The sequence below is a fragment of the Xanthomonas cissicola genome (assembly GCF_008801575.1).
Lineage (GTDB): Bacteria > Pseudomonadota > Gammaproteobacteria > Xanthomonadales > Xanthomonadaceae > Xanthomonas > Xanthomonas cissicola.
Genome location: NZ_VZPL01000071.1, coordinates 1 through 22,812, shown reverse-complemented (window position 1 = coordinate 22,812; position 22,812 = coordinate 1). Strand labels below are relative to the sequence as shown.

At 65.7% G+C, this 22,812-nt stretch carries 12 protein-coding genes and 1 pseudogene; 6 read left to right on the top strand and 7 right to left on the bottom strand.

Translation table 11 applies throughout. The annotated features are described in order from the left end of the window. The 3 genes from F7R02_RS20725 to F7R02_RS20705 all read left to right on the top strand — a co-directional run. Positions 1-127 (top strand): integrase core domain-containing protein (locus tag F7R02_RS20725; protein ID WP_151210081.1); only part of this gene is annotated, 127 nt, incomplete at its 5' end. Between the two features lie 125 nt (positions 128-252). Beyond that, positions 253-2,187, top strand: coding sequence for a coiled-coil domain-containing protein (locus tag F7R02_RS26505; protein ID WP_167521078.1), 1,935 nt, complete (start codon positions 253-255; stop codon positions 2,185-2,187). A 40-nt stretch (positions 2,188-2,227) separates the two neighbouring features. Beyond that, positions 2,228-2,878 (top strand): hypothetical protein, encoded by a 651-nt coding sequence (locus tag F7R02_RS20705; protein WP_078583483.1) that lies wholly within the window; start codon positions 2,228-2,230, stop codon positions 2,876-2,878. Between the two features lie 236 nt (positions 2,879-3,114). Here the strand turns inward: F7R02_RS20705 and F7R02_RS20700 are convergent, their stop codons facing one another. The 4 genes from F7R02_RS20700 to ptsP all read right to left on the bottom strand — a co-directional run bounded on the left by F7R02_RS20700 (position 3,115) and on the right by ptsP (position 9,931). Next, positions 3,115-4,392 (bottom strand): carbohydrate porin, encoded by a 1,278-nt coding sequence (locus F7R02_RS20700; RefSeq protein WP_167521077.1) that lies wholly within the window; start codon positions 4,390-4,392, stop codon positions 3,115-3,117. A 174-nt stretch (positions 4,393-4,566) separates the two neighbouring features. Then, positions 4,567-6,309, bottom strand: a complete 1,743-nt coding sequence (locus F7R02_RS20695; RefSeq protein WP_078590153.1) for a PTS fructose transporter subunit IIC — start codon at positions 6,307-6,309, stop codon at positions 4,567-4,569. Between the two features lie 152 nt (positions 6,310-6,461). Continuing rightward, positions 6,462-7,418, bottom strand: a complete 957-nt coding sequence (gene pfkB, locus F7R02_RS20690) for a 1-phosphofructokinase (protein WP_078590154.1) — start codon at positions 7,416-7,418, stop codon at positions 6,462-6,464. After that, positions 7,415-9,931, bottom strand: a complete 2,517-nt coding sequence (gene ptsP / locus F7R02_RS20685; RefSeq protein ID WP_151210171.1) for a phosphoenolpyruvate--protein phosphotransferase — start codon at positions 9,929-9,931, stop codon at positions 7,415-7,417. Before ptsP ends, pfkB begins: the two co-directional genes overlap by 4 nt. Before the next feature lie 161 nt (positions 9,932-10,092). Here ptsP and F7R02_RS20680 point away from each other — a divergent pair, with 161 nt between their 5' ends. Beyond that, positions 10,093-11,088 carry a LacI family DNA-binding transcriptional regulator gene (locus tag F7R02_RS20680; protein ID WP_005917351.1) on the top strand — a complete coding sequence of 332 codons (996 nt, stop codon included), beginning with the start codon at positions 10,093-10,095 and terminating at the stop codon, positions 11,086-11,088. 336 nt (positions 11,089-11,424) lie between these two features. On the opposite strand, the gene F7R02_RS20675 is transcribed toward F7R02_RS20680, so the two are convergent. From F7R02_RS20675 to F7R02_RS20665, 3 genes are read right to left on the bottom strand one after another with little or no spacing between them, the layout of a single operon-like run. Beyond that, the gene (locus tag F7R02_RS20675; protein ID WP_011051628.1) at positions 11,425-14,595 is read right to left on the bottom strand and encodes a multidrug efflux RND transporter permease subunit; all 3,171 of its coding nucleotides are present in this window, start codon (positions 14,593-14,595) and stop codon (positions 11,425-11,427) included. A 12-nt stretch (positions 14,596-14,607) separates the two neighbouring features. Next, complete coding sequence (locus tag F7R02_RS20670; protein ID WP_078591122.1) at positions 14,608-15,915, bottom strand: efflux RND transporter periplasmic adaptor subunit; 1,308 nt, start codon at positions 15,913-15,915, stop codon at positions 14,608-14,610. Positions 15,916-15,929: 14 nt separating this feature from the next. Beyond that, complete coding sequence (locus F7R02_RS20665; RefSeq protein ID WP_005917360.1) at positions 15,930-16,589, bottom strand: TetR/AcrR family transcriptional regulator; 660 nt, start codon at positions 16,587-16,589, stop codon at positions 15,930-15,932. 278 nt (positions 16,590-16,867) lie between these two features. Between F7R02_RS20665 and F7R02_RS20660 the strand changes: the two genes are divergently transcribed. Together F7R02_RS20660 and F7R02_RS27575 are read left to right on the top strand one after the other, a co-directional pair. Next, positions 16,868-21,877 carry an NAD-glutamate dehydrogenase gene (locus tag F7R02_RS20660; protein WP_151210169.1) on the top strand — a complete coding sequence of 1,670 codons (5,010 nt, stop codon included), beginning with the start codon at positions 16,868-16,870 and terminating at the stop codon, positions 21,875-21,877. An 867-nt stretch (positions 21,878-22,744) separates the two neighbouring features. Continuing rightward, positions 22,745-22,812: pseudogene (locus F7R02_RS27575) on the top strand (transposase); the annotation flags it as partial.

The following is a 22,812-nucleotide window of genomic DNA, read 5'->3' as shown; positions in this document are numbered from 1 at the left end:
CACCGAAATCGAACGCTGGCGACGCGAATACAACGAGGACCGACCCAAGAAGGCGATCGGCGGCATGACCCCGGCTGCTTATGCCCAACATCTGGCAAACACCGATATCATTACCCCCGGACTCTAAACCAAACCACTACTCAGGGTGGGGGGACGTCGCAGCTACAACGCAATGCGTTGGGGCAATACGGGTATGACAGCGCCATCGCGCACCTCCAGCGCGGCAGCGATGGGGTGACTCGTGTGGTGGCCGTGACCAGCAGCGAAGACATCCGGCAGGCGTTGAGCGAGGCGCAAGGCAATCGACCAGAGTCGCCAAGCCTAGGGCGCGTGCCTGAGGGAACGGCTGAGGCGGACACCTCGGCCTCCGAGTCGTCCAATCCGCAGCAGGTGCTGGATATCCAGGCGCGCATGCAAGCCTCTGTCGCGGCGCAGGCGCGGCAAGAACGCGAACAGCAAGATCGTCTTGCCCAGGAGCAACACGTCGCGCAGGTGCGCGAGCACCTCCAGCAGGCACAGCCAAAGCGCGAAGATCGGGCGCAGAGCGAACAGGCAGTCCAGGCGCACGCGGTGCTGGAAGGTCAGCGACAAGCAGAGCAGCAGCGTGAGCTAGAAGAGCGTCAACTACAGGAGCGGCAGGCACAGACCAGCCAGCAACGCGAGCTGCAGGAGCGTGAGGAAAGGGATGTCCAGGAACGTCAGGTGCAGGAGCGCCAAGCCCAGGACAACCAGCAGCGGGACCAGCAAGACCGCCAGGCTCAAGAAGCCACGCGGGTTGAAGTCCAGGAACGTCAGGCTCAGCAAGCGCAACAGCAAGACCCCAGCCAGCACGCCTCGCAACAAGCCGATCCCCAGCCGCACGCTCCGACTACGGCGCCGGCTCAGCAAACGCCGCAGCCCGAGTTGCAGCAGGCAGACGCCCACCAGCGATTCGAGGCGAATAACCAACAGGTAGGCGAACGCGCGGCTCACACTACGCTTGACCCACGGACGCAGTCGCCTCGTCCAGGCGACGCGCAGCCGCATCAAGCACAAGAAGCGGCACGCGCGCTGGAAACGCATGCGTTGGAGAGTCGCGATGCTGCGCACCTCCAAGGGCCTCCTTCTCGGGGCCGGGAATTCGGCAGCCAGCCTTCACAAAACGCGGAGGCCGATGCGGTGCCGCCAGCGCTGCAGCAAGACGTGGCGCGTGAGCAGGAGGCAGCGCCGGTTCGCGTCATGGCCCCAACAACGATTGCGTCAGCAGACCCGTTGATTGCATCGCAGGCCGCAGCGCTTACAAATCCTGAGCAAGAAACCAAGGCCGAGCAGCCCCGTCCCTCCGATGGCTCGCTCACTGAGCATGGAGCGGATGTGCGGCCAGCAGAACACTTTGCGCAGGCACACGAGCAGTCCTTGGAAGCCAGCGCTGTGAATCGCTTCCCCGCAGGGTCGGCAGAAGTGGAGGACTTGCGCACCCAATCGACCCCGACACAGGACCGCAGTGCCGCAGACCCGGGCGGCGCACTGTTCCTGGAAGAGACCATGCGCTCGCTGCGCCAGCTGCAACAGGAGATCGAGGCGGCGGATCGGAAAGACGAACGCTTCCACAAGGAATGGAGGGAGTATCGCGAGCGTGGAGAACCTTATCCCTTCGCTCAAAAGAGGGCGCTAGACCAGGAGGGTGGCAGCATTGATACATTCAGCGCGCACCAACCAAGTGGACGCTCGCCCAGTGAAGCGGCTGAGCAAGCCGAGTCCTTTCCGCTTCTAGCTCAGCGTTCCACCGGGCCACGGGTAGGAGATACACCAAACGATTCGTCGAAAGCTGAGCGCAAATCCATCACGGGCGACCCGGACGTGGACGAAGTGCTCTACGCGCTCGACAGCAAGAACGAGTTGGCGATCGAGCAAGCGCTGAACCGAGTAGCCAACAGCGCAGCAACGCAGGCGCTCATCAAAAGAGGCAACGATTTCTTGGAAGCGCAGGCCCAGCAGGAGGCCCAGGAGCACGTCGCTACACGCCAGGCGTTGGGGATGGATGTCTCAGCGGAGATCAACACCAGCCGCGGGCCGGTGATGGTGATGACCTTGCCGGAGTTCGCCAAGGGGCCGATGCAGAGCGGTCCTCAGGGGGATGGCGGTGGGGGTGGAGACGGCGGTGGAGGCGGGGGAGGAGGTGGTGGTGGTGGTGGAGGCGGCGGTTAGTCAAAATCGCTTCCGTGACCAGCCGAGCTCAGGAGACTTCATGGACAGGCAAGACGCGGCCGCAATGGCGGAAATGATGGCCACGTTGAATGCATCGAACGCCTCGTTGCAAGAGACAGTCAAAGTGCTGACGACGCTGGTGGCATCCATGCAGCAGCGCGAACAACGGTTGCGCGATGTGGTTGCCGAGCAACTTCAGGTAGTCCAACACGCGGCCAGCAGCGCCGATGCCAAGGTCAATCGGGTGCTGGAGAATGCATTGCCGAGGCTAACGCAACTGACCAATCAGGCGTTGACGCAGACGCTGGAGCCAGCCGCCAAGCGATTCAACAAAGAAATGGCGACTGCGGATGAGACATTGCAGCAAGCCACTCGCCGTTACGCGCATGCCCAGCAGTCCTTGGAAACAAAGATCACGCGACGCATGGGCATTGCATCGGCCACGATGCTCGTGGCCGGCGTGTTGGGCCTGGGTGCGGTGGCCTACTCGGTTGGCATGATCACCGAAAAGCGAACCGAACTCGCGCAGCTTCGAGCGTCCATCGACTACCTGGATCGCGTGTCCCGTGCCGACTTGGCTCCCTGTGACGAAGGCCGGCTCTGTGCCACCTTCGAGAAGAATGGGCCGCGTTACGGCAACCAGCGGCAATACAGAGCGATCAATCTGCGCGCAACATCAGATTCGCAATGATGCGACGTCGTCATTACAGCCACTGGCTTGCACGCGACAGGGGCGGCCGAAAAAGCCACCTTGCGTGCGGTCGCGCCTAAGCGGCTCATCGAACCCGTCGGCTACATCCGGCATTGCCCAACCCAACCGAGCCGACGCAATGCGTTGCACTGCAGTCAGATGCAACGCACCCGCCACTCGCTTCAGGCAGTGGTGCCCGCCAAGCATGCGCGCAACGCGCGCCGCTTCTTGACGGGTCACAGATTCCAGTCGATCCGCATGCCCGCAATCAGCGCGTTCTTCAGATCGGTGGTGCGGGTCGGTTCGTTAAACTGGTCGGGGTTGATCACGTAGTGCAGGTTCGGGGCGATGCGCAGGCGCTTGGTGACCTGGATGCCGTAGCTCAGCTCCATCATGATCTGGTTGTCGGCTGGGGTGCCGGTGCCGCCGGCGGAGGCGCGCGCCAGGCGCAGGTTTTCGATCGCTTCGTCGCTGCATTTCTGCTGCGTGATCACAAACGCAATGTTGTCCTGCGGGCGGCTGGCGAAGGTGCCTTTCTGCACCAGGCCGAGCTGGATGAAATGGTCCTCGATCGCTTGGCCGCCGGTGCTCTGCAGCACAGCGCCGAACACGGTCAGGCCGCGCGTGCCCGACGGGTCGGGATTGGTCACCTGCTGTTCGAAGCGTGCGAATACGCCCGAGCGGCCTTGCTTGTTTTCATACCCCAAGCCGCTCAGCACGGCCGGGTTGCCGTTGCGGTCGCGCAGTGGGTCGGTGTAGTCGGAGTTGTCCTGCCAGCCGCCCAGTTCGTACATGGCGGCCATGCTGCCGTCGCCGCCCTTGTTCTTGTAGCCCACGGCATAGGGCACCACCACGCCGGTGGTGTCCTTGGTGCTCCAGTTCAGCCCGTGCTGGCCGTCCTGCGCCTGGATTGGGTTGACCTCGTAGGCGCCGACATGCAGATAGACCGTCGGTGTGACCCAGGCGGTAGCATGCGCGGCCCAGCTGGAGACCGGCCAGTAGGTGAAGTTGCTGGTGCGGAACACGAAGGTGGGGTTGCCGCAGGCCGAGTTGCCCTGGAAGTACTGGCACAGGTCCGAGCCGAGGAAGTGGATGTTGGCCACGCTGCGGCCGGCTTCCAGTTCCAGACGGTCGTTGAAGAGCTTCTGCAGCAGGGTGAAGTTGGCCAGGCGCGTGCCCTGTCCGCCGTAGATTTCTTGCACCGAGGTGCTGTTGCCGATGCTGCTGTTGGCCAGGTTGGTGCCGTGGCGGTTGGTGACGTACAGCTTCACCGTGGCGCCGTTCCAGCCGAACGGGCGGTCCATGTCGACATCGGTGCCGACCATCAACTGGCCTGCGTAGGCGTCGCCGCTTTTGCGGCCGCCGTCGATCATCGAGGCGGCTTCGCCGGTGTAGCCCAACTTGAGCTTGAAGGCGTCGGCGGCGTCCTGCGCGTGGGCGAGCGGGGGGAGTGCCAGGGTCAGCGACAGGCACAGCAGGCGGGGGCGGGCACGGCGGGGGGCGAGGGCGGTCATGGCAAGACTCCGGACAAAAGGGCGTGGCCGTGGTGGCGAACGCGACAACAAGTGGGTGGGCAAGCCGCTGGCGGCGCACCTGGGGGCGCAGCGCAGCGGTGAAGCAGGTCAGGGGCGCGCGGGAACACTCGGGCGCGTCAGGTGCGGCGGCAGGTCCGTGCCGCCGTTGCTGGATCAGGCGACGACGTCGGTCACCGGCTTCTTGAGCAGGCGCAGCGCGATGGCCGTGACCACGACGCCGACCACCAGGGCCAGCACGTAGTTGAGCAGGTGGGTGACGGCGTTGGGGATCAGCAGCACGAAGATGCCGCCATGCGGCGCCTTCAATTCGGCACCGGCGGTCATCGAGATGGCGCCGGCCACGGCCGAGCCGATCACCAGCGCCGGGATGGTGCGCAACGGGTCGCGCGCAGCGTACGGGATGGCGCCTTCGGTGACGAAGGCCAGCCCGAGCACGCCGGCGGCAGTGGCCGATCCGCGTTCTTCGGCAGTGAAGCGGTTGCGGAATACCCAGGTCGCCAGCGCGATGCCCAGCGGCGGGGTCATGCCGGCGACCATGGCAGCGGCCATCGGCGTATAGACCTGGCTGGCGATCAGGCCGGTGGAAAACGCATAGGCCGCCTTGTTGACCGGCCCGCCCATGTCGAAGGCCATCATGCCGCCGAGCAGCAGGCCCAGCAGCAACGCGCTGCTGCCCTGCATGCCGCGCAGCCAGGCGGTGAGCCAGGCCAGCAGGTCGGCCACCGGCTGGCCGAACACGTACATCATCGCCAGCCCGACCAGCAGGGTGCCCAGCACCGGCAGGATCAGCACCGGCTTGAGACCTTCCAGGTTGCGCGGCAGGCGGATGTAGCGGTTGAGCGCAGCCACGCCGTAGCCGGCGATGAAACCGGCAATGATCCCGCCGAGGAAACCGGCATTGAGATTGGCCGCCACCAGGCCGCCGATCATGCCGGGCGCGATGCCGGGGCGGTCGGCGATGGAGTAGGCGATGTAACCGGCCAGGGCCGGCACCATCAGGGTGAAGCCGGCCTTGGCGCCGATCTGGAACAGCGACCAGGCCAACGTGCCCTGGTGCGCATCGTCGCCGGCGTAGATGCCGCCCAGCGCAAAGGCCAGCGCAATCAGCAGGCCGCCGGCAGTCACGAACGGCAGCATGAACGAGACGCCGGTCATTAGGTGCTTGTAGGCGCCGGTGCGGCCATTGCCCTTGTTCCCCGCGGCGCTGGCAGCGGTGCCGGTGGCGGGCGTGGCGCCGCCCTGCACGCTGGCCTCGGCCAGGGCCTTGTTGATCAGCGCCGGGCCATCGTTGATCGCCGGCTTGGTGCCGCTCTTGAACACGCGCTTGCCGCCGAAGCGGGCCAGATCGACCTCGCGGTCGGCCGCGATGATGACCACGTCTGCCGCACGGATTTCATCGTCGGTGAGCGCGTCCTGCGCACCCACCGAGCCCTGGGTTTCCACCCGCATCTGGTAGCCGAGCTTCCTGGCGGCCTGCTGCAGGCCTTCGGCGGCCATGAAGGTGTGCGCGATGCCGGTAGGGCAGGAGGTGATGGCCACGATGCGCTTGCTGCCGCTGGCGACGCCACCGGGACTGCCGGCGACGGCCGGGTCGGCGTGGGCGGCCAGCTTGCCGATCGCAGCGGCCGGGTCGTCCAGCACCGCGCCCAGGCTCAGGCGCACCAGTTGCGCATCGCCAAAGCGAGTGGTGTCGGCATCGGCGTCGCCGACCACCAGGACCTGGGCGGCACCGCTGGCGAGTTCGCCCGGCAAGGCGCCGAGTACGCCCTGGTCGCTGCGGATTTCGATCGTCACGCGACGGCCGGCGGCAGTGGCCGCGCGGCGCAGCGCTTCGGCCGCCAGGACGGCTTCGGTACTGCGTTCGCTAGCGGCGATGACCACGATGGAAGAGGACATGGCAAAACTCCTGCTGTGTTGCGGTCGCCGGTGTTGTCGGCGGGGGAATTTCAAGCGTTATGCGTGGCGGTGATGCGCGCGATCTGCCGCTGTCTGCAACTGCCGGCCCGACGGCCACCTGGGTGCATGCATCGGCAGTGGCCAATGGCGGCTCATGACAGCATTTCGATCACGACGTCGGTTGCGGCGCGGCGCACGCCTTCTGGCGTCATCCGGCGCGCGTCGCCGCTTTCCAGCCGGCACATCGAAAACGCCGTGGCCAGCCGTGCGCACTGCTCCAGCGTGGTCGCGGCATCGAGCGAGGCGGCGGCCAGGCCGGCCACCATCGCATCGCCTGCGCCCACGCTGCTGCCGTGCGCCAGGCGTGGCGGGCGGGCGATCAACCGCTGGTCGCGCTGCACGAACAGGGCGCCTTCGGTGCCCATCGAAATGACCACCAGCTGGATGCCGCGTGCGATCAGTTCGTGCGCGGCGGCGCTGAGTGCGCCGCGGTCGTTCAACGGGCGGCCGGTCCAGGCCGCGAGTTCGTCGCGATTGGGCTTGACCGCGTACGGCAGCGCCTCGCGCGCGGCATCCAGCGCGCTCACCAGCGGCATGCCGCTGGTGTCCAGCAGCACGCGCGCACCGGCAGCGCTGGCCTGGGCCTGCAATTGCGCCCAGCTGTCGTCCGGCAGCCCGGCCGGCAGGCTGCCCGACAGCACCACCGGCAGGCCGGGGCGCAGCAGCGGGGCGAGATGATCGGCCACGCCTTGCAGATGCGCAGGCCCTAGGCGCAGGCCGGGCAGGTTGATGTCGGTGGTGTCGTTGCTGCGCGCGTCGACCAACTTGAGATTGGTACGGGTTTCGCCGGCCACGCGCTGGCAGTGATCGGCGATGCCGCGTTCGCGGAACAGGGCTTCGAATACGCCGGCATTGCCGACCCCGAGCACGCCCAGCGCAGCAACCTCGCTGCCCCAGTCGGCCAGGCACGCGGCCACATTGATGCCCTTGCCGCCGGCATCGTTGCGCACGCTGCTGGCGCGGTGCACGGCGCCAGGCTGCAGGTGTTCGAGCTGGATGGTCTGGTCGATCGCCGGGTTCAGCGTGACGGTGATGGCCTGCTGGCTCATGCCTTGTCCTCGCGCTTGGCTTCCAATGCGCGCACCTGTTCGGCGGTTTCGCAGGCCAGCGCTTGTTCGGCGAGCTGTTGCAGCTGGCTCAACGCGGCGCCGCGCAGGCGTGCCTTGACCGCCGGGATGTCGTTGGGCGTCATCGACAATTCCTGCACGCCCAGGCCGGCCAGCAGGCTGGCGCCGAACGCATCGCCGGCCAGGCCGCCGCAGACGCCGACCCAGCGGTCGTGCATGCGTGCGCCTTCGATGGTGCTGCGGATCATGCGCAGCACCGCCGGGTGCAGGCTGTCGGCTTCGGCCGCCAGTTCCGGGTTCTGGCGGTCGATCGCCAGCACGTACTGGGTGAGGTCGTTGGTGCCGATCGAGAAGAAGTCTGCGTGGCGCGCCAGCACGTCGGCCTGCGCGGCGGCGGCCGGCACTTCGATCATGATGCCGATCGGCACTTCCGGTGCGTCAAGGTCGGCGCGGATGCGTGCGCAGATCTCGCGCAGCGCGATCAGTTCCGGCACCGAGGTGATCATCGGGAACATGATCGACAGCCGCGCGCCGTCCTTGGCGGCGCGATACAGCGCACGCAGTTGCGGCTCCAGCAGGTCGGGGCGACGCAGCAGCAGGCGCGCGCCGCGCACGCCCAGGAACGGGTTTTCTTCGTGCGGCAATTCCAGATGCGCCACTTGCTTGTCGCCGCCGATATCCAGCGCACGCACGATCAGCGGGCGGCCATCCAGCGCCTGCGCCATTGCCAGGTAGGTGGCGTGCTGTTCGTCTTCGCTGGGGGTGCGGCCGCTTTCCAGGAACAGGAATTCGGTGCGCATCAGGCCAACGCCCTCGGCGCCCTGGGTCAGCGCCATCGCGACCTGATCGGGCAGATTGACGTTGGCGCCGATGTCGATGTGGTGGCCGTCGGTGGTTTCGGCCGGCAACGCGCGCTGCGCCGCTTCGCGTTCGCGAATGGCCTGCTGCTCGGCGATATGCGTGCGTGCTGCGTCCAGATCCTGCTCGGACGGGTCGATGTACAGACGCCCGCTGCTGCCGTCGATGATGGCGGTGACGCCGTCTTCGATTTCCAGCAACTGGCCGCCGGCCGCGACTAGCGCCGGCAGGCCGAGCGTGCGCGAGAGGATGGCGGTGTGCGAGGTCGGGCCGCCTTGCGCAGTGGCCAGGCCGAGCACACGCGCTGTATCCATGTTGGCGGTGTCAGAAGGCGACAGGTCGCTGGCGAGCAGGATGCACGGCTGTTCGGGCAGGTCGGTGAGACCGGCGCCGGCCGCGGCCGGGTCGAGCTGGGCCAGCACGCGCCGGCCGACATCGCGCAGATCGGCCGCGCGACCGGCCAGCACCGGGTTGCCGAGTGCGGCCAGGCCGGAGGCGATCTGTTCCACCGCCTGGTGCCACGACCACGCCACGCCGTGGCCTTCGACCATCAGCTGGCAGGTGCGGGTGATCAGGTCGGTGTCGTTGAGCAGTTCGGCCTGGGCCTTGAAGATGGCCGCGTCCGAGGCGCCGAGCCGGCGCTGTGTGTCGTCCTGAATCGCCGCGAGCTGCTGGCGGGTGCGGGTCAGCGCGTCGTGCAGTTGCGCGCCGCCATCGCCCAGGCCCACCGGTTGATCGGCCACTTCGGTCTGCGCGGCGCGCAGGCGATGGACGATGCCGATCGCCACGCCCGGGCTGGCGCCAATGCCGACAATGGCCGGCTGCGCTTGCGGCGGCGTCCAGCCGGCCACCGGGGCGGCGCGACGTTGCGCGGCGCGCTCGGCATCGGCCTTTTCCTGCGCGGTCAGGCCGTCCATGACGGCGCGCAGGCGCTTGAGCAGCTCCGCTGCGTCGCTGCCTTCGGCCGAGACGGTGATGCTGTCGCCGGCACGCAGGCCCAGCTGCAGCAAGCCGACCAGGCTCTTGGCATCGGCGGCCTGGTCGCCGGCGCGTACCTGCGCGCGTGCCGAGAAGCCGCGTGCGGTCTCGGCCCAGCGGGTGGCCGGGCGCGCGTGCAGGCCGCTGGGGTAGGCGATGGTCCACTCGAATGCTTCGGCCAGGTCGGTGGCCGGCGCGGCATTGGTCTCGGGCGCGCGGTCGCCGGTGAGTGCGGCCACGATCACGCCGGGGTCGTCGGTACTGAACAGCGCTTCCAGCTGCGCCGGATCCTGGATCAGCCGGGTCAGCCGGCGCAGCAGGGTGATGTGGGTGTCCGATTGCGCGGCGATGCCGACCACCAACCGGGTGATCTGGCCGGGGTTCCATTCCACGCCGTCGGGGAGCTGCAGCACTGCGATGCCGTCGCGGCGCACCAGGTGGCGGTCTTCGCCGACGCCGTGCGGGATCGCCAGGCCGTGGCCCAGGAAGGTGTTCGCCAGGCCTTCGCGCCGCCGCATGCTGGCCTCGTAGCCCGGCGCGACGCAGCCGGCCGCGACCAGTAACTGGGCGGCCTGGGCGATGGCGTCGTCCTTGTCGCGGGCTGAGGCGCGCAGGCGCACAAGGTCGGGGGTGACGGGGGCGGGCGACGGAGAGGACAAGGCGGGCTCCGGATGAGGTGGGGCTGGGAAGTATAGTGGGAACGTTCCCACGATTCAGGTCAATGTGCGGTGCACAAAAACGCTGTAGTGCTTTCGGGTTAGCATCAGGGCCGACACCGCGCGTGGGTCAAGGTGCGCAAAATGGAGCGGGAACGGTCCCAGTGAGTATCAGCATCAATGACGTGGCCCGCGTGGCCGGCGTATCCAAGTCCACGGTGTCGCGCGCGCTGGGCAGCGGCCCTGTCAGCGACGAGGTGCGGGCCAAGGTGGAAGCGGCGGTGCGCCAGACCGGCTATCGGCCCAACCTGATGGCGCGTCGATTGCGATCCCAGCAATCCGGCATCCTGGGGGTGATCGTGGCCGACATCCGCAACCCGTACTTCACGGCGCTGATCCGTGCGGTGGAAGAGGTCGCCTACAAGGCCGGTATGCGCGTGACCCTGTGCAATACCGATGAAGATCCCGAGCGCGAGGCGTTATACCTGGAGCTGATGCAGGAAGAACGCATCACCGGGCTGATTTTTGCGCCGACCCGCGTCACGGTGGGGCGCATGCACGAGCTGGCGCTGGATTACCCCACCGTGCTGGTTGACCGCGCCGGCCCTGGCAGCCGTTATGACAGCGTCGTGCTGGACAACGGCGCGGCCATGGCCGAGCTGGTGGCGCATCTGCAGGCGCAGGGCTATCGGCGCATCGGCGGGCTGTTCGGCAGCACCAGCACCACCGCGGCCGAGCGCCGCGACGGCTACCTGGCAGCGATGCGCGCACAGGGGCTGCAGCCGGATTACCGCGAAGTGGCGCCTACCGCCGAGGCGGCGATCGCCGAGCTGGGGGCATGGCTGGCCAACGACCGGCGGCCCGAGGCCATCGTCACCAGTAACAGCCTGCTGCTGATGGGCGCACTGAAGGCCGCACGCACCGCCGGCCTGCGCCTGCCGCAGGATCTGGCCCTGGCCGGGTTCGACAACGAGCGCTGGACCGATCTGGTCGAGCCGGGCATCACCGTGGTCGAGCAGCCGGTGGAAGACATGGGCCGGGCGGCGATGTCGCTGCTGCTGGAACGGCTAAGCAATCCGCAATTGCCGATCCGCCGCATGGTGATGACAGGACGCTGCGTGGTGCGTGGGTCGACCGGCGCGCGTATTGCGGGCGTGTAGGGCGGTGGCTTTTGGGTGCGGTGGCTTTAACGGTCATGCGTTCGCGCCCGGGTGCGCTCCTACAAGGATGGTTGTCTGCCGCGCGTTGCGGACCTGCACGATGTCGGTGAGCCGGAGGTGTCACTGGGCTTGATTATTCAGGCCATCGCGCCGATCACCGCAACCTGCCGACCATCGCACCCTCGTAGGAGCGCACCCGGGCGCGACGGGCGTTATCGGGAATGCGTTCGCGCCCGGTGCGCTCCTACAAGTGGCGGATTTCGCAATGGTTTCAACGATGCCGCACAAAAAAGCCCCGGCAGTGCCGGGGCTTTTTGTTTGCAATGACTGCCTGACTCAGCGATCCGGGCGGTGGGTGCCACCCTCGTTCTGCACGGCCAGGTATTCCTTGGACTGTTCGTCCAGCTTGTCGCCCAGCATGCGGCGCACCACCACGAAGAACAGCGGGATGAAGATCACGCCGAGTACGGTGGCGAACACCATGCCGCCGATCACGCCGGTACCGATGGAGTGACGCGAGTTGGCGCCGGCACCGGTGGAGATGGCCAGCGGCAACACGCCCAGGATGAACGCGAACGAGGTCATCAGGATCGGGCGGAACCGCAGGTGCGCCGCTTCCAGGGTGGCCTCGCGCAGGGTCTTGCCCGCCGCCCGCTGCTCCACTGCGAATTCCACGATCAGGATCGCGTTCTTCGCCGCCAGGCCAATCACCGTGATCATGCCGATCTTGAAGTACAGATCGTTCGGCAACCCACGCAGCATCGAGAAGGTGATCGCACCCAGCACGCCGATCGGCACCACCAGCAGCACCGCCACCGGAATCGACCAGCTCTCGTAAAGCGCGGCCAGGCACAGGAACACCACCACCACCGACAACGCCAGCAACAGCGTGGCCGCATTACCGGCGATGATTTCCTGGTACGACATGCCGCTCCAGTCGAAACCGAAGCCCGGCGGCAGATCGTTGTTGACGATATCTTCCATCGCGCTCATCGCCTGGCCGGAACTGCCGCCAGGAGCCGGGTTGCCGACGATGTTCACGGCGGAATAGCCGTTGTAGCGGTTCAGGGCCGGCGAGGCATAGTTCCACTCGGCCTTGACCACGTTGCTCAGCGGGATCATGGCCGGCTGACCGTCGGTGCCGGTGGCGGTGGCGCTGGGAGTGAAGAAGTTGCGCAGCGACTCGGGGCCGGCGCGGAACTGATCGTCGGCACGCATGTTGACGCGCTTGATGCGGCCCTCGGCGAAGTAGTCGTTGACGTACACCGGCGCCAGCATCAGCTGGATCGAGCTATAGATATCGCTGACATCCAGGCCCATCGACTGCGCCTGTACGCGGTCTACGTGCAACTGCAGCTGCGGCGAGTTTTCCAGGCCGTTCGGACGCACGCCCACCAGGGTGTCCTGCTTCTCCGCGGCCTTGCCGAGCACGATGTTGCGCGCATTGATCAGCGCCTCCTGGCCGGCACCGGAACGGTCCTGCAGCCACATGTCGAAGCCGCCGAACTGGCCCAGGCCCTGCACGGTGGGCAGGTTGACCACGAAGATCTGCGCGCCCTTGATGCCATAGAAAGCGCCATTGAGTTGCTGGATCAGCTGCTCGGCAGTGACGTCGCGTTCTTCCCACGGCTTGAGCCGGATGAAGCCCATACCGACGTTTTCGCCCGAGCCCAGGAAGCTGAAGCCGGCGATCTGCAGCATGCCTTCCACGGCCGGCTGCTTCTCCAGCACCGCACGCATCTGCGCGAACGCCTCGTTGGTGCGGATCTTGGTCGCGCCCGGCGGCAGCTGCACGATGGCCACCGCAAAGCCCTGGTCTTCTTCCGGCAGGAAGCTGCCCGGCATCCGCGTAAACAGGAAGCCGCACAGCACCAGCAGCGCCACGAACGCAATCATCCATGGCGGCGAGCGCTTGAGGGTATGGCCCACCACGCCGACATAGCGATGCGCCAGCTTGTCGTAGTACTTGTCGAAGGTGCGGTAGACCCAGTTCTTTTTGGTGGAGTGGGTCGACTTGAGGAACGCGCCGCACAAGGCCGGCGTGAAGCTCAACGCGAGGAAGGCGGAGAACCCCATCGACATGGCGATGGTCAACGCGAACTGCTTGTAGATCGCGCCCGAGGCGCCAGGCTGCAGCGAGGAGGGGATGAACACCGCTGCCAGCACCACGGTGATGGCCACCACCGCGCCGGTGATCTGGGTCATCGCCTTCTGGGTGGCCGCCTTCGGCTCGAGGTGTTCCTCGCTCATGATGCGTTCGACGTTCTCGATCACCACGATCGCATCGTCCACCACGATGCCGATCGCCAGCACCATCGCAAACAGCGTCAGCTGATTGATGGTGAAGCCGATCATGTACATGCCGAAGAACGTGCCCAACAGCGCGACCGGAATCACCAGCGTGGGAATCACGGTGGCGCGGAAGTTCTGCAGGAACAGCAGCATCACCAGGAACACCAGCACGATGGCTTCCACCAGCGTGTGGATCACTTCCTCGATGGAGATGCGCACGAAGGTGGTCGATTCGTACGGCGCAAACCAGGTCACGCCCTGCGGGAAGGTCGGCTGCAGTTCGTCGAGCTTGGCGCCGACCGCTTCGGAGACGTTCAACGCGTTGGCGCCCGGCAACAGCTGGATACCGAAGGCACCGGTGGGCTTGCCGTTGTACTGGGTATCGAAGCCGTAGTTGCTCGGCCCCACGGTCACGCGTGCAACGTCCTTCAAGCGCACGGTGGCGCCGTTGTTGTCGGTCCGCAGGATGATGTTCTCGAACTGCTCGGGCGAGCTGAAGCGGCCTTCCGCCGACACCGTGGCGGTGAAGCTGATGCCTTCCGGGGTCGGGTCCGCGCCCACCGAACCGGCCGCGAACTGCACGTTCTGGTTACGCACCGCGGTCAGCACCTGGGTCGCCGACAGGTTGTAGCCCTGCAGCTTCTCCGGGTTCAACCAGATGTTCATTGCGTACTCGGCGCCGAACTGGTTGGTGCTGCCCACGCCGGGCACGCGCGAGATCTGCTCGAGCACGCGCGAACCGACGATGTCGTTGAGCGCGTCGCGGTTGATCGAGGGGTTGTCCGAGCGCAACGCGGCCACCATCAGGAAGCCGGCGTTGGCCTTGGCCACCACCACACCTTGCTGGGTCACTTCCGAGGGCAGGCGCGGCGTGGCCAGCGACACCTTGTTCTGCACCTGCACCTGGGCGATATCCGCGTCGGTGCCGGTTTCGAAGGTCAGGGTGATGGTCACGCGGCCGTTGGCGGCCGAGGACGAGTTGAAGTACAGCAGGTGGTCGATGCCGGTGAGCTGCTGTTCGATGACCTGGGTCACCGCCTTCTCGGCGGTGTCGGCGCTGGCGCCGGGGAAGTTGGCGGTGACGGTGACCTGCGGCGGGGCGATCGTCGGGTACGACTCGATACCCAGATTCAGGATCGAGATCACGCCCGCAAGCGAGATCAGGATCGCCACCACCCACGCAAAGACCGGGTGTTCGATAAAAAACTTAGGCATGTCCGGGTTCCGTCACTGCTGCTTGGACTGGGAGTCGGCCGGCTGCGCGGCCGCATCCTGCTTGGGCTGTTGCTGGGCGGCCGGCGCCGCTGCATCGGCCTTGTCGGCCGACGGTGCGGCTTGCGCGTCGCCGCCCTGTGCCGCGGCAGGCGCCGCGCCCGCTGCGCCGGGCTGGCCGCCTTGTGCCGGCTTGTTCGGATCCCACGGCACGCCCTTGGCCGGCTGCCCTTCCTTGGCCTTTTGCACGCCATCGACGATGACCTGGTCGCCCGGGGTCATGCCGCCGGTGACGATCCACTGGCCCTTCTGCTGGCCGTCGACGGTGAGGTTCTTGCGGACCACCTTGCCGTCCTTGCCCAGCACCAGGGCGTAGGGTCCGGTGGCATCGCGCTGCACCGCCTGCTGCGGCAGCAGGTAGGCATTGTTGCGCTGGCCCAGGCTGGCCTTGAAGGTCACGAACGCGCCCGGCAGCAGCGATTGTTCGGGGTTGGGCAGGGTGGCGCGCAGCGACACCGCACCGGTGCTCGGGTCCACCGTCACCGCAGACACGTCCAGCGTGCCGGGGTGCTGGTACTGCGTGCCGTTGCCCAGCTCCACGTTGATGGAGGACTTGCCGTCGCCGCTGAGCTGCACGTTGCCGCTGCTCTGCGCCTGACGCAGGGCGGCCAGTTCTTCGCTGCTCATGGCGAAGTTCACGTACAGCGGGTCGATCTGGTCGACGGTGGTCAGCAGGGTGGCTTCGCCGGCACCAACCAGTGCGCCTTCGGTCACGCGCTGAATGCCGGCGCGGCCGGTGATCGGCGAGGTCACGGTGGCGAAGCCGAGCTGGATGCGCGCGGCCTCGACCGCGCCGCGCGCCTGTTGCACGTTGGCGCCGGACGAACGCTCGTTGGCTTCGGCGGTGTCGATGTCGGCGCGCGAGACGTACTGCTGCGGCGCCAGGCTGCGCGCACGCGTCGCGGCGATCTTGGCGTTGGTATAGGTCGCTTCGGCGGCGGCCAGCTGGCCCTGCGCCTGCAGCAGCGTGGCCTTCAGCTGCGACGGGTCGATCTGGAACAGCGGCTGGACTTCGGTGACGTTGGCGCCTTCGGTGTACAGGCGCTTGAGCACCACGCCGTCCACGCGCGCGCGCACGTCCGCCGAACGGTACGCCGACAGGCGGCCGACCAGGTCGCGTTCCAGCGGCAGCGTCTGCGGCTTCATCTCCAGCACCGACACTTCCGGCGGCGGCGGTGCCTGCTGTTGTTCGGGCTTGCTGCAGGCAGCCAGCGCCACGGTGATGGCACAGGCCAGGCCGAATGTGCGGAGCGGGGCAATCATCAGGAGGAACTCCGTTAGGGTCTTGAAGTGAGAAGAGAAGGCGGTGGCGGCGTCGGCGCGGCAGGAGCCGGAGCAAACGCACGCAGGAAGGTGTCCACGGCGAACTGCGCCCACCGCTGCCTGGCGGGGAGGCCGGCGCGATGGGGAACTTGAAACCGTTGGCGGTCGAAATCCAGCCCGACGATCATGCTCAGCAGCAGTTCGGCCATGAAGTGCGGATCGTCATGCCGCAGTTGGCCGGCGTCGATCGCCTGTTCGAAGCGATGCGCCAGGCGCTGCTGCATGCCGACCACGCCGTCGTGGAAGATCTGCTGCGACTGGTCGGGAAACCGGTGCGACTGGGCTTCGACCAACCGGCAGGTCTGTAACACATCGGGGTTGTTCAGACGGTCAAGATGGGCCAGCGCGAAGGCCAGCAGATCGGCGTGGAGATCGCCCGAGACCGTGCCCAGCGGCCCGGCCGCCAGGCGCACGTGGTCCTGAAGTACATCGCGCAGCAGGTTTTCCTTGCAGCCGTAGTAGCTGTAAAGGGTCTGCTTGGAACAGCCGGCCCGCTCGGCCACCGCATCCATGCTCAGCCGCATGCCACGCTCGGCAAGCAGCGCATGCACGGCCGCATGGATGCGGCGGTCGCAGTCCGAACGCCGGGCAGCACGGTGGGAACGAGGAATCATGGCGGTAGACTATACCGTCCAGTTTAGTTTTTAAACAGGCTTGACGGCCGCAGCGTTGTCTGCACAACGCCTTGTGTGCCAAGCCTTTGGCCGGACTTTGCCGGTTGTGGCGATCCAGCCCCGCCTTCCTGCCGTCGCGTCTTCGTCCATACAGACATGTAGCGCTTTTGCATGCCGCCAGAGGCCATCGCAGCCCACACATTTGCGCTATGCAGCAAGGCGTCGTCACTGCGCACCGGTACAATTCAGGTTTTCCACCGAGCATTCCAGCTCTACTCATGACAGCCAAGAAAGCCGCTTCGAAATCGTCCACGACGTCGGTCAAACCGGTCGCCGAACGTGCCGTCCCCGTGCTTGCCACCGAACCGCAGGCGGTGACCCTCGAGCCGGTGTTTGCCGCATTGCGCAAGCGCTACCCGGCCGCCCGTCAGGCCGAAGTCCAGGCGTTCGCCGCCGACTTCTACCGGCGCATGGAGGAGGACGAATTCCCGAACCATCCGCCAGAGCAGTGGGCGGCGCTGGCATCGGACATGCTGGAGTTCGCGCGCGCGCGTAAGGCCGGCACGGTCAACGTGCGGGTATTCAACCCGACCTTGAAGAGCCACGGCTACGAGTCGCCGCATACCCTGCTGCAGATCGTCAACGACGATATGCCGTTCCTGGTGGATTCGGTCAGCATGACCCTGGCTGACCTGGGCATCGGCGTGCACGTGCTGGGCCATCCGGTGCTGCGCATCGCGCGCGACAAGTCCGGCAAGCTCACCGCAGTGGGCGAGGGCAAGAGCGAATCGCTGATGGTGCTGGAGATCGACCGCCAGCCGCCGGAAGAAATGCCCAAGCTGGAAGCGGCAGTGCGCAAGGTGCTGGCCGAGGTGCGCGCCATCGTGCAGGACTGGTCGGCGATGCGCGAGCGCATGGTCATGCTTGCCGACGATCTGGCGACCCGCCGTCTGCCGATCGACGACATCAGCCGGCATGAGGCCCAGGAGTTCCTGCGCTGGGCCGCGGCCGACCACTTCACCTTCTTCGGCTACCGCGAGTATCGGGTGGAGAAGCAGGATGGCCAGGACGTGCTGGCGCCGCTGGAAGAGACCGGCCTGGGCCTGCTGCGCGGACGCGACACCTCGCCGGCGCGCCCGGTGACCACGCTGGCCGCGCATGGGTTGAACGCCTCGTCCAAGCTCAAGGATGCGTTGATCCTGACCAAGACCAATGCACGCTCGCGCGTGCATCGGGTCGGTTACATGGATTACATCGGCATCCTGGAATTCGACGCCAAGGGCCGCATCGTCGGCGAGCAGCGCTTCCTGGGCCTGTTCACGTCCAGCGCCTACAACCGCCGCCCATGGGAAATTCCGCTGGTGCGTCAGCGCCACGAATACGTGATGAGCAAGTCGGGGCTGACTCCGAGCAGCCATAGCGGCAAGGCCTTGCGCCACATCCTGGAAACGCTGCCGCGCGAGGAGCTGTTCCAGTCCAACGAAGAAGAGCTGTATCGCACCGCGATGGGCATCCTCGGGCTGCAGGAGCGCGTGCGTAGCCGCCTGTTCCTGCGCCGCGACAAGTACGGGCGTTTCATCTCGGCGCTGGTGTACATCCCGCGCGAACGCTTCAACACCGATGTGCGCCTGCGCATCGAAGCCTTGTTGAAGGACGCGCTGCACGGCGAATACATCGACTCCAGCGTGGTGCTGGGCGAATCGCCGCTGGCGCAGCTGCACCTGATCGTGCGTCCCAAGAGCGGCGAGGCGCTGGAGTTCAACACCACCGAACTCGAATCGCGGCTGGCGCACCTGCTGCGCAACTGGCGCGATGCCCTGCGCGAAGCGCTGGTTGCGCGGCATGGCGAGGCCAATGGCCTGCGTATGGCGGCCAACTTCGGCCGCGCATTGCCGGCCGGCTATATCGAAGATTCGTCGATCGAATCGGCGGTGTCCGACGTCGAGCATCTCGCCTCGCTGGACGGCCCGGACGATCTGCATCTGAGCCTGCAGGAAATCCGTCGCGACGATGGCGTGCGTCTGGACGCGGGCGAAGGCCTGCGCCTGAAGCTGTACCGCCAGCTCGACGATATTCCGCTGTCCGATGCGATGCCGATGATGGAAAACATGGGACTGCGCGTGATTTCCGAGCGGCCGTATCGGTTGCAGGTGGGCGAAACGCCGGTTTACATCCAGGATTTCGAGGTCGAATCGACCTCCGGCAAGATCAATGCCGCACACGCCGATGCCAGCTTCGGCGAAGCGTTCGAGCGCATCTGGAACGGCGACGCCGAAAACGACGGCTTCAATCGCCTGATCCTGGCGGCCGGCCTGCATTGGCGCCAGGTGGCCTTGCTGCGCGGCTACTGCAAATACCTGCTGCAGACGGCGGTGCCGTTCTCGCAGGCCTACGTCGAAGCCACCTTCACACGCTATCCGCTGCTGGCGCGCTTGCTGGTGGAATTGTTCGAAGCGCGCTTCGATCCGTCCACCGGCGCTGAAACCGAGGCACAGATCTTCGCCGGCCAGGAGCGCCTGCGCGAAGAACTGTTTGCATTGGCAGGCGGCGACGAGGCCACGCTCAAGGCGCTGGAAGCCGTGCTGGAAGCACGCGGCGGCGATCGCAACGCGCAGCAGGACGCTACCCGCGCCACCTTGCTGAAGTTGATGGATCGCGTGTCCAGCCTGGACGAAGACCGCATCCTGCGCAGCTTCATCGATGTGATCGATGTGACCTTGCGCACCAACTATTACCAGACCGACAAGAACGGCAAGCACCCACACTGCGTCAGCTTCAAACTGGATTCGGCGCGGGTGCCGGATCTGCCCAAGCCGCGTCCGTATCGCGAAATCTTCGTTTACGGCCCGCGCGTGGAAGGCGTGCACCTGCGCTTCGGCGCGGTGGCGCGTGGCGGTCTGCGCTGGTCGGATCGCCGCGAGGATTTCCGTACCGAAGTGCTGGGCCTGGTCAAGGCGCAGATGGTCAAGAACACCGTCATCGTGCCGGTTGGCGCCAAGGGCGGTTTCTACGTCAAGCGCTCGCCGGTGGGCGGCGACCGCGATGCCATCCAGGCAGAAGGCATCGCCTGCTACAAACTCTTCATCCAGGGCCTGCTCGACATCACCGACAACATCGTCGGCGGGAAGATCGTGCCGCCACCGCAGGTGGTGCGTCATGACCAGGACGACCCGTACCTGGTGGTCGCGGCCGACAAGGGCACTGCCACGTTCTCCGACATCGCCAATGGCCTGGCGCTGGACCACGGCTTCTGGTTGGGCGATGCGTTCGCCTCCGGCGGTTCGGTCGGTTACGACCACAAGGGCATGGGTATCACTGCGCGCGGCGCGTGGGAATCGGTCAAGCGCCACTTCCGCGCCATGGGCCGCGATTGCCAGAGCCAGGACTTCAGCGTGGTGGGCATCGGCGACATGTCCGGGGACGTGTTCGGCAACGGCATGCTGCTCTCGAGGCACATCCGCCTGCTGGCCGCGTTCGACCACCGCCACATCTTCCTGGATCCGAACCCGGATGCAGCGCTGTCCTTCGCCGAGCGCGATCGCCTGTTCAAGCTGCCGCGTTCCAGCTGGGCCGACTACGACGCCAAGCTGATCAGCGCCGGTGGCGGCATCTATCCGCGTACGCTCAAATCCATCGACATCAGTGCACCGGTGCGTGAAGCGCTGGGCCTGGGCGCCAGCGTCAAGCAGCTGTCACCGAACGAACTGATGAACGCCATCCTCAAGGCCCCGGTGGACCTGTTCTGGAACGGCGGCATCGGCACCTACGTCAAGGCGGCCAGCGAGTCGCATGCCGATGTCGGCGACCGCGCCAATAACGGCTTGCGCGTCAATGGCGGCGAGTTGCGCTGCAAGGTGGTGGGCGAGGGCGGCAACCTGGGCCTGACCCAGCTGGGCCGCATCGAAGCGGCGCAGACCGGCGTGCTGCTCAACACCGACTTCATCGACAACTCGGCCGGCGTGGACACCTCCGATCACGAGGTCAACATCAAGATCCTGCTCAACGACATGGTGCAGGCCAAGAAGCTGACCTATGACGCACGCAACAAGCTGCTGGCGTCGATGACCGACGAAGTGGCCGACCTGGTGCTGTGGGACAACTACCGGCAGAACCAGGCCATCAGCCTGATGGAGCGCATGAGCGTCAAGCGGCTCGGCTCCAAGCAGCACTTCATCCGCACGCTGGAACTCCAGGGCCTGCTGGATCGGCAGATCGAGTTCCTGCCCTCCGATGCCGAGCTGTCGGCACGCAAGGCGCGCGGCCAGGGCCTGACCCGGCCGGAGCTGTCGGTGCTGTTGTCGTACTCCAAGCTGGTGGCGTTCCAGCAGCTGCTGGAATCTGACATTCCCGAAGACCCGTACCTGTCCAAGGAATTGCAGCGCTACTTCCCGCAGCCGTTGCAGAAGAAGTACGCCGATGCGATGGAGCGTCACCGCCTCAAGCGCGAGATCATCGCCACCGCGGTCACCAACACCACCATCAACCGCATGGGCGCCACCTTCCTGATGCGCATGCAGGAAGATACCGGCCGCAGCATCGGCGAGGTCGCCAAGGCCTATACCATCAGCCGCGAAACGCTGGATGCGCGCGCGCTGTGGACGCAGATCGATGCGCTGGACGGCAAGGTGCCCGAGTCGGTGCAGATCGACGCGCTGGAAGTGATCTGGCGTCTGCAGCGCTCGTTCGTGCGCTGGTTGCTGCTGCGCCCCGGTCAGATGCCCGGCATCACTGCGGCGGTGGAGCGTTACCACGGCCCGTTCAACGACATCCGTGTGGCGTCGGGCGTGCTGTCGGATGCACAGCGCCCGCAGTACGAAGCCAGCGTGCAGGAGTGGCAGGACAAGGGCCTGACCCCGGCACTGGCGCAGCAGTTGTCCGAACTGCGTTATCTGGAACCGGCCTTCGACATCATCGAAACCGCGCGCACCCGCAAGCTCAAGCCGGTGGACGTCTCCAAGGTGCATTTCCGCCTGGGCGAAGCGCTGCGGCTGCCGTGGCTGTTCGAACAGATCGACGCGCTGGAGGTCAACGGCCGTTGGCATGCAGTGGCGCGTGGCGTGCTGCGCGACGAACTGGCCGCACACCAACGCGCGCTGGTCGGCCAGGTGCTGACCATGTCCGGCAACAGCGCCGAGGCCAAGGTGGCCAACTGGATGCAGCGCGACGATTCCAGCCTGCGTTTCACCCTGGCCATGCTTGCCGATGTCGCCGAGCAGAAGACCCTGGACTATCCGACCGTGTCGGTGGCGGTGCAGCGGCTTGGGCAGTTGGCTGCGCACGGGGTGTAAGTGCTGATCGAACCGCGCTGACGGAACGTAAAACCCGTCGTCGCGGTTCTCTTTAGTCGCTCCTGGAACGGGATTTTCAGGGCGGCTATGTAGATGTAATATTGACGAAGAGGGGCGGCCATGGCTGCCCTTTTTTCGTGTATAAAAATCAATTATTGAAGTAACTCAGGTGGTGGCATAGTAGCGCGGTCTTTAGCTTCGGTTGCGTGTAATTTGAATAAATTAAATTACGAAATATAACAAATAAAATCTCTGATTTTATTTGTTATATTTTGTTCAGCTTTCGTTAATTTTTATAGGGAAATAGTTGCGTTGCGGTAAAACACTCATGGAGAATTTATGGAAAGGCATTTGCATTCGCAGCTAAATTATTACTTTTTACTTCTGTTTCCTTCCCGGTACTGGGTTTCGCTCAGGAAAATCATTCCCGAACGTCAATAACCAGCGAAATTACCTATGCGGCAGGCCCGCTTGAAGCGAAAAAGATTGCGCAGTGGCTATCAACAGCACCAGGGGCAGGGAAATCTTTCGATTCGAATGTGACATTTTCCGGGGATGTCACCGTGCGTCTTGCCAGTGTCAATAGCGGTGGAATCCGCGCTCTTCAGGAAGCGCCACCTGTCCCACTTCCTACAAGTGGTTCTAATGGTCAAACATTTGGAATTTCCAGCTGTGCGGGCGGCGTCTCTAGGACATGGTCATATACGTGGCAGTCTGGCGCTAACGGCAGCGGTGGTGGCTGGGTGTTGACTTCTTATACGTACAACCGAACAAGGAGTTGCGGTACGGGTGGAGCCTGCGACGTCCACCCAATTTTGAGTAGCGCCTCAGTTTGGAGTCCAATTCCCTACCCCGAGGAGATTGGACGTGAAGAAACGTTTTACTGACGAGCAGGTCATCGGCTTTCTGCGCGAAGCCGAAAGCGGCGTGGCGAT

Coding starts and splice junctions, on each gene's coding strand:
- F7R02_RS20705 (WP_078583483.1), top strand. CDS start 2,228: ATGGACAGGCAAGACGCGGCCGCAATGGCGGAAATGATGGCCACGTTG.
- F7R02_RS20700 (WP_167521077.1), bottom strand. CDS start 4,392: ATGACCGCCCTCGCCCCCCGCCGTGCCCGCCCCCGCCTGCTGTGCCTG.
- F7R02_RS20695 (WP_078590153.1), bottom strand. CDS start 6,309: ATGTCCTCTTCCATCGTGGTCATCGCCGCTAGCGAACGCAGTACCGAA.
- pfkB (WP_078590154.1), bottom strand. CDS start 7,418: ATGAGCCAGCAGGCCATCACCGTCACGCTGAACCCGGCGATCGACCAG.
- F7R02_RS20675 (WP_011051628.1), bottom strand. CDS start 14,595: ATGCCTAAGTTTTTTATCGAACACCCGGTCTTTGCGTGGGTGGTGGCG.
- F7R02_RS20670 (WP_078591122.1), bottom strand. CDS start 15,915: ATGATTGCCCCGCTCCGCACATTCGGCCTGGCCTGTGCCATCACCGTG.
- F7R02_RS20665 (WP_005917360.1), bottom strand. CDS start 16,589: ATGATTCCTCGTTCCCACCGTGCTGCCCGGCGTTCGGACTGCGACCGC.
- F7R02_RS20660 (WP_151210169.1), top strand. CDS start 16,868: ATGACAGCCAAGAAAGCCGCTTCGAAATCGTCCACGACGTCGGTCAAA.